A 13,664-nucleotide genomic window follows, 5' to 3' on the forward strand; every position below is an offset into this window, starting at 1 on the left:
TTTAGTCAAATAAATCAGAAGATAAATAACGATCGCCACGATCGCAGATTACGGCTACGACAACTCCAGATTCTAGCTGTTCGGCTATTTTTAAGGCAACGGCAACAGAACCTCCGCTGCTCATTCCTGCAAAAACACCTTCTTCCAGAGCTAATCTTTTAGTCATGGCACGTGCTTCTTCTTCGCTTACATCGACAACGGTATCCACTTTAGAAGCATCAAAAATTTTTGGAAGATATTCTTGTGGCCATTTACGGATTCCAGGAATCTGAGAACCGTCGCTAGGCTGTGCGCCAACAATTTGAATATTTGCATTCTTTTCTTTCAAATAAGTCGAAGTTCCGATAATAGTTCCAGTTGTTCCCATAGCAGAAACAAAATGTGTTACCGTTCCGTCAGTATCATTCCATATTTCGGGACCAGTTGTCTTGTAATGCGCTTTCCAGTTGTCATCATTAGCAAACTGATTCAGCATCAAATACCCGCCTTGCGCCACTTTTTTATCTGCATAATCTCTAGATCCTATAATTCCTTCGCTGGCAGGCGTAAGAATCACAGTGGCGCCATACGCACGCATGGTCTGAGTTCTTTCTTTGGTTGAATCTTCTGGTAAAACCAACTCGATTTCGATGCCAAACAACTGTGCAATCATCGCTAATGCAATTCCGGTATTTCCGCTGGTTGCCTCAATTAATTTATCTCCTTTTTTGATGTCGCCTCTTTCTAATGCTGCGGCAATCATATTATAAGCCGCTCTGTCTTTTACGCTTCCTCCAGGATTGTTTCCTTCCAGTTTCAGTAAAAGTTTTACATTTTTATTTTTAACCAGATTGACCGTTTCCATCAATGGAGTATTGCCAATTAAGTTTAATAATCTATGTGAATTCATGTTATTTCTTTTCTTTTATTTTGACTTCAGTAGTAGTGGTATTTAAAACAATAGAGTCTTCTGGAATAGATTTGGTAATCCAAGCATTTCCTCCAACGATACTGTTTTTTCCAATTACAGTTTCTCCGCCTAGAATTGTCGCGTTGGCATAAATGCAGACATTGGCTTCTACCGTCGGATGTCTTTTAGCATTCTTCATTTCTTTGCTTACACTCAATGCGCCAAGCGTAACTCCCTGATAGATTTTTACATGTTTTTTAATAACGGTTGTTTCACCAATTACAATACCTGTAGCGTGATCAATAAAAAATGGCGATGCAATATCGGCTCCGGCATGGATATCTGTACCTGTAATTCTGTGTGCATATTCGCTCATTAATCGAGAAAACAGCAGTAAATCGAGATGATATAATTCGTGGCTTAGTCTGTAAATCGCGATGGCATAAAATCCAGGATACCCCAGATATACTTCGTCTATGCTGTTTGAAGCGGGATCATTTTCAAGAATATATTCGGCATCTTGATTTAGCTTTTCTAAAACGCCAGGGAGCTTTTCTAAAAAACGGTCCCAAATAGATTCGCATAAATTTTGAGGTTTTTTGCAGGCTAAAACCGCAATTTCTTTAAAACGGAACTCCAGTTCATCAATGCTCTCGTCCAACGCTGCATTCGAATCAAATAGCGTATAAAAAAGCTTTTCTGTAAAGTCTTCCGTTTTGGTTTTAATGCCGTAATTTATATGTGAATGGCTCTTTAAAGCTCTTATATTTTGTATGATATTGTCTTTTGTCACAATGGTAAAAATGAATGAATAATTTTGGAACGTTAAAAGTAAGGCGTTTTTTGGAAATAAAATCACGATTTAACGAAAGAAATTTTGTTTGCAAAGTTTGATTTGTGATAAAAAACGAATTATAAGCGGTTCTTTTTATGCAATTCTTAAGAAGTTTATTGCGTAAATTAGCTTTTAAAATATATTAAAATGAAAAACAATCAAACATTTAAAAGTGATATTTCTGGGATTTCTTTTCCTGAAAGTGAGAAAATTTACGGAAGGGCAATTCATGATCCTATTTTGGGATTAATTAAAAAAGAATATCCTGATTTTGATGCTGAAGACTGTATTTCTATAAATGAGTTAAATGTTTATCGCCAAAAATATATTTCAAATTATCTTTCTTCTGAAATCGGAGCTCTTTCTGCAATGGAGAAAAATGTTATTTCTTCATTAAAAGAAGATAAATCGATTGTAAGTATTGTGGAAGAAGAGGAGGAAACTAGAAATTTAGGGCAAAAAGTAGCCGATAAAGTGGCTGATTTTGGAGGAAGCTGGACTTTTATTATTTCGTTTGTAGTTTTTATTTCGGTTTGGATTGGCTCAAATGTTTTTATTTTCTTAAACAAAGGATTTGATCCGTATCCATTTATTCTCTTGAACTTAATACTGTCTTGTGTGGCAGCTTTACAGGCACCTGTGATTATGATGAGCCAAAACCGTCAGGAAGAAAAAGACCGTAATCGTGCTAAAAAAGATTTTATGATTAATCTTAAATCAGAGTTGGAAATTAGATTAATTCATGATAAAATTGATCATTTGATTATGCATCAGCAGCAAGAATTAATCGAAATTCAAAAAGTCCAAATCGAAATGATGAACGATATTTTGGATCAGATTAAGAAATAAAAGTTTTTAAAATTCCAATTTTTTAATCCCGATAGCTATCGGGACAAATTCCAAAAAAGAGCGAAGCGATTTTAGAAAATCTAAAAATAAAAGTGTTTAAGATAGTAACCGCCCAGCATAAAAAATAGATTTATGATTGCCATTCTCCAGATTAGTTTTTTATAATTTCTAGATTTATCTAAGAAATGAAATGCCGAAAAAATAAAGAGTAAAAGGCAGGTATAAATGGCTGGATACATTTTAAAAGCTGCTAAAAAATCGCCTTGAAAAAGTAAGAATAGAGATCTCTGAAATCCACACCCCAAACAGTCATAGCCAAACACAGTTTTGAACATGCAAGGAATCATATATTTTTCTAAACTCATGGCAGATCTTTTTTGCAATTTTACTAAAAAAATATGACAAACGTTTGAAGGAGTATAGAAGTACTATTTGAAAGTTTTATATTTTTGAAATCTTAAAATAAAGAAAGGATGAAAACTTTTAAAATTATAATAATGATTCTTGCGATTTCGGTTGCGTTATACGAACAGGTTTCGGAAGAAAAAAACATCTATATCATGATTGCTGCAATTGTAGTTTTCATGTTCGGAATGATGCAATTGAGTGCAAAAACGCCAAGTAAAAATAACGATAAAGAGGAGTAGGATGCTGGTAAAAGGAGATAAGGTTTCAGTACTCGATGAAGCCATAAACGGAACGGTAGTTTCGGTTAAAGACAATGAAGTTTTGATTGAAACAGAAGATGGTTTTATGATGACATTTTTAGTCAACGAACTAATTAAAATTCAAGAAACCAGTGATTTAATGAATTCTATTAAAAGAATTAATTTAGATGAAGTTTCAAAAGAAAAAACAGAGCCAAAACCAAGAAGTTTTGTAAAAGAAAAGAAAGATAAACGTGATGTTGGTGTTCCAGAATTTGATTTGCATATCGAAAAATTGGTTCCGAATAAACGCGGAATGTCAAACTATGATATTTTGACATTGCAGACTGAAACGGCAAAAAGACATATCGAATTTGCGATAAGAAACCGCATTCCAAAAATCGTTTTTATTCATGGTGTTGGTGAAGGAATTTTGAAAGCGGAACTCGATTTTTTATTAGGCCGTTATGACGGAATTGATTTTCAAGATGCCAATTATCAAAAATATGGTCTTGGAGCTACAGAAGTTTATATTAGACAAAGCAATAAGTAAAACAATTTTATGCAGTAAAAAGGGCTGCCTTAAAGAATAAAAAAACGTCTATTTTTTTGATTCGATTTAGTTGTAAAATCATCTCAAAAAACAGACGTTTTTTTGTAAGAATTATTTTTGCTGATTTCTTTTTAGAAATCTATTTATTTAGTTCGTCGCTGTTCTATTAATTTTTCCAAGAACGAAATTGCTTCCCAGTTTAAAGTTGCTATTTCCTTTTTGTAAAACTACGTTTTTAAGGACGATTGTGTGCTCATAAACTTGTCCAGTCAAAGTAGTAGTGACTTCGATAATTCCGCTTACATTAGCAACTCCAAGCTGCCCTGTCCAGGTTTCTTCGATTGCTGGAGCAGACGGCTGTATTTTGGCACACACAAAAGCTGGCGTTATAGATCCAGTTCCTTCTTTAGCCGTTTTATAAAACACTTTATTTTGTGTAGCAGTTATTAAACTTGTACGAGGCTGGTTGCTTGGAGTAACAACATTGACAAGTAAAGCAGGATCTATATCATCAATCGATAAATAGAATGTGTTGTTGTAATTATAAACTCTAGCCACTTCGTCACATTCATAAGCAGATCCATTCGGGTTAGTTTTGAAAGTCAGGTTGGCTGGTGTTATGGTAGTATTGTATGTTCCAAATACAAATTCTGCTTGTGTTTGGTTTCCTGCTGGTTTGGCAAATGTGATATTTCTAAAAATGATACTGTGCTCATAACCTTTAATTCTAGTGCTTCCATCAGTTGCGCTTGAATCTACCAGTTGAGTGGTTGCAATTTCTATTAGACCATCAATTCCAAGCCATTCTTCGGTTACTTTTGGAGTGCTTGGAGGAATCGTACCGCAAATATTTTCTTTCGCAACAGTTCCGTCATAAGCTCTATAAACTACTCTGTATGAACCATTACCTTTAGAATCTATTGTGTATGTTTTGGTGCCATTGTCATTGATAATTGCTCCTTCTGGCATTTGAAGTAAAAGCGCTTCTTGTGGCTTTAATTTATAAATTAAAGTATTTGTTGTAGGATCACAAGCTTGAGACTCTGCAATATCTTCAAAATCTATTTTATCTACAGTCAAATCTCCATCATCGCATCCGTTTAAGAAAAGAGCAAATAATAAGAGGGCAGCATATTTTTTCATTGTAAAATTTATTTGGGTCAAAAATAGTGAAAAAAATGCCAAATGATATTTAAGATTTGACAATTGATATTTCTTAACTTTGCAGCAATGAAAAAAGTATATCTAGATAATGCCTCAACAACCGCCATGCGTCCCGAAGTAATTCAGGAAATGACAAAAATAATGCTTGAGGATTACGGAAATCCGTCTTCTACACATAGTTTCGGGCGAAACGGTAAAACAATATTAGAACTTTCAAGAAAGAGTATTGCGAAACATCTTAATTGCACTGCTCAAGAAATCATTTTTACTTCTGGCGGAACTGAAGCCGACAATTGGATTCTACGCTCTTCTGTCGAGGATTTAAAAGTAGAAAGAATCATTACTTCAAAGATTGAACATCATGCCGTTTTGCATACCGTTTGGGCGCTTCAAGATGAATACAAAATTCAGGTCGACTACGTTAATGTAAATACAGACGGAAGTCTTGACTTAACACATTTATCTAATTTATTGGCTGACGAAAAAAAGACATTAGTCAGTTTGATGCATGTTAATAATGAAACCGGAACTATTCTAGATTTAGATCGCGTAAGTTTAATTTGCAAGCAATACAATGCTTTGTTTCATTCAGATACAGTGCAGTCGGTTGGAAAGACAGAAATCGACCTGCAAAAGACTCCTGTTGATTTTATTTTGGCTAGTGCGCATAAGTTTCACGGACCAAAAGGAATTGGTTTTGCTTTTATTCGAAAAAATTCTGGTTTACAACCGTTGCTTTTTGGAGGAGAACAAGAAAAAGGACTTCGTGCAGGAACTGAAGCTGTACATCAGATTGCCGGAATGGCAAAAGCTTTGTCTATTTCTTATGAAAAATTAGAAGAAGAAAGAGCTTATATTTCAAGTATAAAAAATTACCTGATTGAGCAGTTAGAAATTCATTTTCCAGATTTTAGAATCAACGGGAAAAAAGATGACTTCTATAACATCATCAATATTATTCTGCCTTTTTCATCAGATAAAACCTCGATGTTACTCTTTAGTTTGGATATGAAAGGAATTGCGGTTTCAAGAGGAAGCGCTTGCCAGTCTGGAAGTATAAAACCTTCGCATGTTTTAAACGAAATGCTTTCTGAGACGGATTTAAAATTACCAAATCTCAGAATTTCATTTAGTCATTATAATACCAAAGAAGATATCGACTGGCTTATTGAGAGTTTGAAAACCGTCTAAGATGCTGAGATGCTAAGGCTCTGAGATTTTAAGTTTTTTTAATTAGGATTGCGATAAGAATAAAACTAAAAAGTTAGCAAAGTTTGTTTTGATAAAACTTTGCTAACTTTTTTTAAGCTCTCTTTAGATTCTAGTAAAACTTGCGGTAAAAACTATACGCAAAAATTTTCAAAAACTTGAGACTTGAAACTTGAAACAAAAAAACTATTTACGAATAACTTTTACCTGAGAATCTTTAGTTAATTTGATAATGGTCGAAGATTTTCCGTTGACTTTGTCTTGGTTTAATTTTACAACATAATCTACACCATTGATAATTTCAGGGCTTATGTCTTTGAAACTTTGTGGTGTTGGCTGTCCAGAAATATTAGCTGAAGTAGAAACCAACGGCTTTTTCATTCTTTCCATCAATTTATAGCAGAAAGGTTCTTTTACCAATCTCACTCCAAGAGATTTGTCGGCGGCAATGATGTTTGGAGCAACGTTTCTAGCGTCGTCAAGAATTAGAGTTGTTGGTTTTTCAGATAAATCCATAATTTGCCATGCAACTTCAGGAATATCTTTAAAAACGTTGTACATCATTTTTTCGCTGTTCATTAAAACAATCATGCTTTGGGTTTCTGCTCGCTGTTTTAATTTATAGATTTTAGCAACAGCCTCTGCGTTTGTGGCATCACAGCCAATTCCCCAAACTGTATCTGTTGGGTAAAGGATTATACCTCCGTTTTTTATTACTTCGTATGCGTTGATGATTTCTTGGTTTATAATATCCATAAACTAATTAATTTATTCTTTCAGAAAGAAATGTAAAGGTAAATAATAAACTTTAAAAAAAGTTGTTTGAAAATAATCAAACGTATTTAGAAATTATGACAAGATTGTTATTTTAAAATGAATAAAAAAATAGTATATGAGTTTTTTAAGCATTTATTTTGCAGCAAAATTTAACCAATTGTTCTCATTAAGGAAAATCTGAAATGTTGTCTGTAAAATGTAATTTGGCTACTTATTTTTTTTAATTTTAAATTTGAAAATTAATCTCAAACAATGAAAATAATCCTCGATTCCCAAGCGTTTAATTATCAAAAATATGGAGGCGTTTCAAGATATTATACAGAGATTTTTTCTATTCTTTCCAATGAAGCTGGTCTAGAGATTATCACTCCTTGGTTATATACTAGAAATTTATATTATCGAGATAGTAAACTTTTTAATAAAAGCCAAAAGCGAAATAGCTATTTTTTAGGGCTTTTATCTAAACTAGGAATAAGTATTAGAAAAAAAAGTAAAAAAAATAATTACTCTAGAACAATTAATACATTATTAGAAGATTCTTTTGATGTTTTTATTCCCACATACTATGATCCTTACTTTTTAAATTTTATAAATGAAAAACCATTTATCCTAACAGTTTATGATATGATTCATGAGCTTTTTCCGCAGTACTTTTCTAATGCTGCTGAATTAAGAGAAAGTAAATTATTATTAATTGAAAAGTCAGCGAAAATAATTGCCGTTTCTCAAAATACTAAAAAGGATATTTTAACATTGTACCCACATATTGATGAGTCAAAAATAGAGGTTATTTATCATGGAACATCAATTAGTGTGAATGAAAATGTTAATGTGAATTTGCCAGAAAATTATATCTTATATGTTGGATCTAGGGCAGATTATAAAAATTTTAAGTTTTTAGCTGAAGCTATTAAAGAACTTTTAAAAAATGATTCAAATTTGTTTCTAGTTTGCGCCGGAGGGGGAAAACTAGATAATGAGGAGAAAGAATTTATAAAAAGGTTAAATTTAGAGAAGCAAATATTACAATTTGATTTTAGAGAAAATGAATTAGGACTTTTTTATAAAAAGGCCATATGTTTTGTGTTTCCTTCGCTATATGAGGGATTTGGAATTCCAGTTTTAGAATCTATGGCTTGTGAATGTCCGGTTGTTTTAGGAAATCATAGCTCATTTCCTGAAGTAGCAGCAAATGCAGGAGTATATTTTGATGTGAATAGTAAAGATGATTTAAAAGAAAAGATTCTGAAATTGATACAAAGTGAAGAATTAAGAAAAGAATTTTCGGTAAAAGGAATTGAACAAATAAAAAAGTTTACATGGGAAAATGCTGCTCAGCAATGTTTAGGTCTTTATAGGAAAGCGTGTTCAAATTAATTAATAAAAATGAATAATTATAAAACAAAATCGCCAGTATTATTTTTAATTTTTAATCGTCCGGATGTAACGGAGCTGGTTTTTGAACAGATTAAAAAACAACAACCTCAAAAGTTGTATATAGCGGCTGATGGTCCTAGAAATGATAGATTCAATGAAAAAGAACTTTGTAATGAAACTAGAAGTATTATAAATAAAATTGATTGGGATTGTGAAGTAAAAACTTTATTTCGGGATGAAAATTTAGGATGTAAGTATGCTGTTTCTTCTGCAATAAATTGGTTTTTTGATAATGAAGAGGAAGGAATTATATTAGAAGATGATTGTCTTCCATCTGATGATTTTTTTGTTTTTTGTGACACAATGCTTGAAAAATATCGATTTGATACCAGAATACGGCACATTGGAGGCAGCAATTTACAAATGGGTCAAAAACATGGAAAGGATAGCTATTATTTTTCGAATTTGACTCACGTATGGGGATGGGCTTCGTGGAGAAGAGCTTGGAATGATTATGATGTTGAACTTTCTAAGTATAAAGACATTGATGCTGAAAATAGTTTTAAATTAATTTTCAGCGATCCAATTGTTGTAGATAGCTGGAAGTCTATTTTTGATAAAATGCTTAGAAGCGAAATTGATACTTGGGATTATCAATGGACAATAACCAATTTTTTTAATAATAGTTTATCAATTATTCCCAATGTAAATTTAATTAGTAACATAGGTTTTGGAGTAAATGCAACGCATACTATAAATGCTGATGATTGTTTCTCAAATTTAAAGACTGAAAAACTTGACGATATCACACATCCTATTATAGTTCTTCCTAGTAAAACAGCCGATTTTTTTACTATGGCGAGAGAGTTCAATGTAGAAAGGAAAAGAAGAAAAAACAAATGGAGAAGATTGAAATTTTGGAAGAAAAAGAAATAATTAAATGACCATGATTGTGATATCTGTAATAACTGTAAATTTTAATGATAAAAATGGACTGCAGAAAACACTTGAAAGTGTTACTAATCAGACATACAAAGATTTCGAATTTATTGTAATTGATGGCGGAAGTACAGATGGAAGTAAAGAATTGATAGAAAAATATCAAAATAAAATTTCATATTGGATTAGTGAGAAGGATAATGGGGTTTTTCATGCAATGAATAAAGGAATTAAGGCTGCTACAGGAGAATTTGTAATATTTATGAATAGTGGAGATTGCTTTAATGATGATTTTGTACTGCAAGATAATGTTTCAAGTTTGACGTCTGAATATGACATTTATTATGGCGACAATTACAAACAAGGTAATGGATCAAAAAGGCTAAAAACATATAGTGAAAAACTTCATTTTTCTTTTTTTTATACAAGTTCTATTAATCATCAATCTACATTTATAAGAAAAAGTCTTTTTGATAAATACTTTTATTATAATGAAGATTATAAGATTGCTTCAGATTGGGAATTTTTTGTTTATACTATATGTCATCAAAATGTATCCTATAAGTATTTAAAAAAGACTATTGCCGTTTATGATTTTACAGGAATCTCTTCAGATCCAAAATTCAGAGAATTATATAATGAAGAAAAAAAAGAAACTTTTCAAAAATATTTTCCTGCATTTGAAGATGATTATAAAGAAGTTGAAGTTTTGAATTCGAAAAGGTTTTTGCAATTTCAACATATAAAAAAATATAACATTAGTTGGAAATTATTAAAAGGTTTTATTAACGTATTATTACTATTTTTGCCTAAAATTGAAAAGAGATAATTTTTCCTTAACTCCTCCTTGATTGAAAAATGTATATGAAGAAAATCCATGTTGGTTTTTTATTTTCTCATGATTATGAAAAATTAAAGTTGTCTATCCCTCCTGTTTATGGAGCTTCTGATAGAATTTTTATCGCTATGGATGAAAATTTCGTCACATGGTCAGGAAATAAATTTGCGGTAGATCCTGCTTTTTTTGAATGGCTAAAAGAAATTGATGTAGATAATAAAATCGAGATTTATAAAGATAATTTCTATATCCCATCTCTCACGGAAATTGATATGGATACAAGAGAGCGTCACTTGCTGTCTCTAAAGATGGGAATTGGAAATTGGCTCATTCAGATTGATAGTGATGAATACTTTTTAAATTTCGAAAAGTTTGTTATGGACTTGAGAAAATTTGACCATTATCTCGATAATCCTGAAAAGAAGAAAATCCAGATTGCCGCTTTTTGGATAATACTTTATAAATATACTGATAATGGGATATTATATGTCGATCTGCCGATGAAAGCAGTGTTTGCTACCAATTATCCTAATTATACTTGCGCACGACGAACTAAAGCACAGGTAATTTACACTGATAATATTGTGTTGCATGAATCTTTATCCAGAACAGAAGAAGAATTACGTTTTAAATTAGAAAATTGGGGACATAAACGTGAAGTAAATCCTGAGTTTTTGAACAAATGGATTAAGGTAAATGAAAACAATTACTTTCAGTTTGAAAATTTTTACTATATAGAACCAGAAAGATGGAAACGATTAAACTATTTTCCTAGTAAAAACTTAAAAGATATTAAAAAATTTGTAATAGAATCTAAAGTTTTAAAACTTTCCAAGACCTATCTTTTTATGAAAAACTTTGGACAATGGTTTAAATTTTTATTTAAATGGAATTAATATAAAACTTTAGTATATACATCAAAATAATCAGCAGCTGTTCTTTTCCAATCAAAGTCGGCTGCTCGTTTTTTTATGATTGCTTCTCTTTCAGTTTTATTGGTTTCATAATCATGTAGACCTTCGATTAAAACGTTTTTCATATATTCAGGATCAAAATTATCCCAATAGATTGATGCTTCCCCACCAATTTCTGGAAGAGATGTTTTATTCGATAAAAAAGTAGGTTTCCCAAAACTCATTGCTTCAATTGGTGGAAGTCCAAAACCTTCCCTAATTGAAGGGAAAAGAAATGCAGTGCAATTTTTCATAAAAAACTGTTTGCCTTCTTCACTTACTTTTCCAGTCAAAAAAACCTGATTAGTTAATCCGTTATCAGCAATTAACCGCTTTATTTTATCGCCGTATTTTTTATCATTGTTCCCAGAAATAATTAAGTTGAAGTCTTTTATATGCTTCATCATATTAACAATCGACTGATAATTTTTTCTTTCAAGAAAATCTCCAATAGCATAAAAAAAAGGCTTTTCAACAGGAATGTTTGTAATATATTTAGATGTGTCTAATATTGTAGAAATCGGGTTTCCATTATAAATTACATATTCAGGAATATCTGGGACATCAAAATTTTTATGTGTCTCAGACTTTGCAAACTCTGAGATATATGTTATGGCAGTTGATTTTTCGAGTTTAGCTCTAAATAACCTATTTAATCTATGATTAGGATCTGGAGAAACTTCATCGATAAAATGAACATCATGAATCGTTAATAGGTATTTGTTACAATGATAAGGCTCGACTTTAGTATTCTGATTTACGGAGTGCCATAAATCGTATTTCTTTCGAACTCTAAATAGTGGATGCCTAGATAGACTATTGTATTTGTGATATTCAAATTTGTCTTTAAATTCTTCTTTCAATACATCAGGATTAGGAGTGTTTAGTGTTAATTCAAAATTTTTAAAATCTAAAGTAGATAAACCTTTTACTAGTTCATAATTGAAAGTTCCTAAGCCAGCAGCCCTGTTAATTATGTTATGTGTTTCCAGAAAAATCTTAAATGACATTTTTTTCTTTTTTTTACGAAAATACAATAATAATTTGAAGTGTTAAATCGTATATGTATTTTTGTTGTTTATAAAAAAAAGCTGATGAATTTTAAAGTAAATCCAATTTTCGAGAACAATACTGATTCGATACTGAATACCATCAAAATGTTTAGTTCCACAGGCGAGCTTTTTGGAAATGGAGATCGCAACAAAATAAAATTGTTTGATTTTAATGGCAAGACAATTAATATAAAATCGTTTAAAGTTCCGCACTTTATCAATAAAATCGCTTATAAATATTTTAGAAAATCAAAAGCAAAACGATCATTTGAGTTTGCAAACAAATTGTTAGAATTAGGCGTTGGAACTCCTGAGCCTATCGCATTTGCTGAGTTTTCGTCGGTATTCGGTTTGGAAAAAAGTTTTTATGTAAGCGAGCATCTAAATGCAGATCTTACTTATAGAGAACTAGTCGAAATTCCTGATTTTCCAGATCGTGAGAACATTTTAAGACAGTTTACTAAATTTAGTTTTGATCTTCACGAAAAAGGCATCGAATTTTTAGACCATTCCCCAGGTAATACTTTGATAAAAAAGAATGCCAGCGGAAATTACGATTTCTTTCTGGTAGATTTAAACAGAATGGAGTTTCATAATTCTATGTCTTTTGAAATGCGCATGAAAAACCTTTGTCGTTTGACGCCTTTAGAAGAGATGGTTGCAACAATGAGTAATGAATATGCTAAATATTATAAAGCAGAATCTGAAGAGAAGATTTTTGAAACTTTATGGAAATATACTTCAGATTTTCAAGAGAAGTTTTATAGAAAAAAACGCTTGAAAAAGAAACTTAAATTTTGGAAGAAGTAATTCTTCTTAATTCTTTATAGCGAATATAAACGCTGTAAGCATTCAGATAACAAATAATAACGCCTTTTCTGCCGTCCAAAAAACCAAAACGTATTATAAACTGATACAAGAATGTATATAGAGGATGGAGGAGCTGTAGTAAGAAGTTAGGTTTTATTCCTTTTGCCAATTTTTCATTAGCCTTAAGAATTCCGTAATGATACATTTTTGATTTATAGTCTCCATAGGACGAATACGAAAAATGTATGATTTTATGTTTTAGGGAGGCAATTGGTCCGTTTACAACTAATTTCTCATGGACGGTTCTCTCTTCGTTATATCTGCATTTTGATTTGTCAAAAAGCCTAAAAATCTTATCGGTTTGCCAACCGCTGAATTTCAATCGACTGTTTTTAAACATAAAAATACGGTAGATAAAATAAGCGCTTGTTACATTTTCAGAATTAATTGCTGTAACAATTTCAGATTTTAATTCTGGTGTTAATCTTTCGTCGGCATCAATAAATAAAATCCATGAATTTTTTGCCTGACTCAAGGCAAAATTCCGTTGAGATGTATAATCGACAAAACGGTGCTGAATCAATTTTACATTTTTGAAAGACTCAACTATGCTTACTGTTTTATCGGTACTGTAGGAATCAACAACAATTATTTCGTCAGCAAAATCAATATCATCCAGAAGTGATTTTATATGCTGTTCTTCGTTAAGCGTAATAATCAGGACTGATAATTTTTGCTTTTCACTATTCATTATAAATTCCTTTTACTTTTT

Annotated in this window: 16 protein-coding genes; 9 read left to right on the forward strand and 7 right to left on the reverse strand. The window is 31.5% G+C overall.

What is annotated here, in order from left to right:
• Window position 1 precedes the first annotated feature (1 nt).
• Both cysM and FF52_RS02370 read right to left on the reverse strand, forming a co-directional pair.
• Window positions 2-889 (reverse strand): cysteine synthase CysM, encoded by an 888-nt coding sequence (gene cysM / locus FF52_RS02365; protein ID WP_008462616.1) that lies wholly within the window; start codon window positions 887-889, stop codon window positions 2-4.
• Window position 890: 1 nt separating this feature from the next.
• On the reverse strand, window positions 891-1,682 hold the full coding sequence (locus tag FF52_RS02370) for a serine O-acetyltransferase (protein WP_035690666.1): 792 nt from the start codon (window positions 1,680-1,682) through the stop codon (window positions 891-893).
• 189 nt (window positions 1,683-1,871) lie between these two features.
• Here FF52_RS02370 and FF52_RS02375 point away from each other — a divergent pair, with 189 nt between their 5' ends.
• Complete coding sequence (locus FF52_RS02375) at window positions 1,872-2,573, forward strand: DUF1003 domain-containing protein (protein WP_008462619.1); 702 nt, start codon at window positions 1,872-1,874, stop codon at window positions 2,571-2,573.
• Window positions 2,574-2,653: 80 nt separating this feature from the next.
• On the opposite strand, the gene FF52_RS02380 is transcribed toward FF52_RS02375, so the two are convergent.
• Window positions 2,654-2,938: a DUF2752 domain-containing protein gene (locus tag FF52_RS02380; protein ID WP_008462621.1), complete on the reverse strand. Its 285-nt coding sequence runs from the start codon at window positions 2,936-2,938 to the stop codon at window positions 2,654-2,656.
• A gap of 108 nt (window positions 2,939-3,046) precedes the next feature.
• On the opposite strand from FF52_RS02380, the gene FF52_RS23725 reads away from it, so the two are divergent.
• Both FF52_RS23725 and FF52_RS02385 read left to right on the forward strand, forming a co-directional pair.
• A complete protein-coding gene (locus tag FF52_RS23725; protein ID WP_008462622.1) occupies window positions 3,047-3,220 on the forward strand; it encodes a hypothetical protein in 174 nt (57 codons plus the stop codon).
• A gap of 1 nt (window position 3,221) precedes the next feature.
• Window positions 3,222-3,773 (forward strand): Smr/MutS family protein, encoded by a 552-nt coding sequence (locus FF52_RS02385; protein WP_008462623.1) that lies wholly within the window; start codon window positions 3,222-3,224, stop codon window positions 3,771-3,773.
• Between the two features lie 147 nt (window positions 3,774-3,920).
• Here FF52_RS02385 and FF52_RS23065 read toward each other — a convergent pair whose 3' ends face one another.
• Entirely contained in the window at window positions 3,921-4,916 is a 996-nt protein-coding gene (locus FF52_RS23065; protein ID WP_008462624.1) for a hypothetical protein, read from the reverse strand.
• A gap of 87 nt (window positions 4,917-5,003) precedes the next feature.
• Here FF52_RS23065 and FF52_RS02395 point away from each other — a divergent pair, with 87 nt between their 5' ends.
• On the forward strand, window positions 5,004-6,128 hold the full coding sequence (locus FF52_RS02395) for a cysteine desulfurase family protein (RefSeq protein ID WP_035690605.1): 1,125 nt from the start codon (window positions 5,004-5,006) through the stop codon (window positions 6,126-6,128).
• Window positions 6,129-6,332: 204 nt separating this feature from the next.
• Here FF52_RS02395 and FF52_RS02400 read toward each other — a convergent pair whose 3' ends face one another.
• Window positions 6,333-6,902, reverse strand: a complete 570-nt coding sequence (locus tag FF52_RS02400; RefSeq protein ID WP_008462627.1) for an L-threonylcarbamoyladenylate synthase — start codon at window positions 6,900-6,902, stop codon at window positions 6,333-6,335.
• Window positions 6,903-7,175: 273 nt separating this feature from the next.
• On the opposite strand from FF52_RS02400, the gene FF52_RS02405 reads away from it, so the two are divergent.
• Genes FF52_RS02405 through FF52_RS02420 form a run of 4 tightly spaced genes read left to right on the forward strand, consistent with a single transcriptional unit; the run spans window position 7,176 to window position 10,973 of the window.
• Window positions 7,176-8,300: a glycosyltransferase family 4 protein gene (locus tag FF52_RS02405; protein ID WP_008462630.1), complete on the forward strand. Its 1,125-nt coding sequence runs from the start codon at window positions 7,176-7,178 to the stop codon at window positions 8,298-8,300.
• Window positions 8,301-8,309: 9 nt separating this feature from the next.
• A complete protein-coding gene (locus tag FF52_RS02410; protein WP_008462631.1) occupies window positions 8,310-9,236 on the forward strand; it encodes a hypothetical protein in 927 nt (308 codons plus the stop codon).
• Window positions 9,237-9,246: 10 nt separating this feature from the next.
• Window positions 9,247-10,068, forward strand: coding sequence for a glycosyltransferase family 2 protein (locus FF52_RS02415; protein ID WP_035690676.1), 822 nt, complete (start codon window positions 9,247-9,249; stop codon window positions 10,066-10,068).
• Between the two features lie 35 nt (window positions 10,069-10,103).
• Complete coding sequence (locus FF52_RS02420; protein ID WP_008462635.1) at window positions 10,104-10,973, forward strand: hypothetical protein; 870 nt, start codon at window positions 10,104-10,106, stop codon at window positions 10,971-10,973.
• Here the strand turns inward: FF52_RS02420 and FF52_RS02425 are convergent.
• On the reverse strand, window positions 10,970-12,040 hold the full coding sequence (locus tag FF52_RS02425; protein ID WP_008462636.1) for a glycosyltransferase family 4 protein: 1,071 nt from the start codon (window positions 12,038-12,040) through the stop codon (window positions 10,970-10,972). The genes FF52_RS02420 and FF52_RS02425 overlap by 4 nt on opposite strands.
• 84 nt (window positions 12,041-12,124) lie before the next feature.
• Between FF52_RS02425 and FF52_RS02430 the strand changes: the two genes are divergently transcribed.
• Window positions 12,125-12,892 (forward strand): lipopolysaccharide kinase InaA family protein, encoded by a 768-nt coding sequence (locus FF52_RS02430; protein WP_008462637.1) that lies wholly within the window; start codon window positions 12,125-12,127, stop codon window positions 12,890-12,892.
• Here the strand turns inward: FF52_RS02430 and FF52_RS02435 are convergent.
• A complete protein-coding gene (locus FF52_RS02435) occupies window positions 12,873-13,643 on the reverse strand; it encodes a glycosyltransferase family 2 protein (RefSeq protein WP_008462638.1) in 771 nt (256 codons plus the stop codon). The two genes, FF52_RS02430 and FF52_RS02435, sit on opposite strands and share 20 nt — an antisense overlap.
• Window positions 13,644-13,664 lie beyond the last annotated feature (21 nt).

The organism is Flavobacterium sp. F52, assembly GCF_000278705.1.
Lineage (GTDB): Bacteria > Bacteroidota > Bacteroidia > Flavobacteriales > Flavobacteriaceae > Flavobacterium > Flavobacterium anhuiense.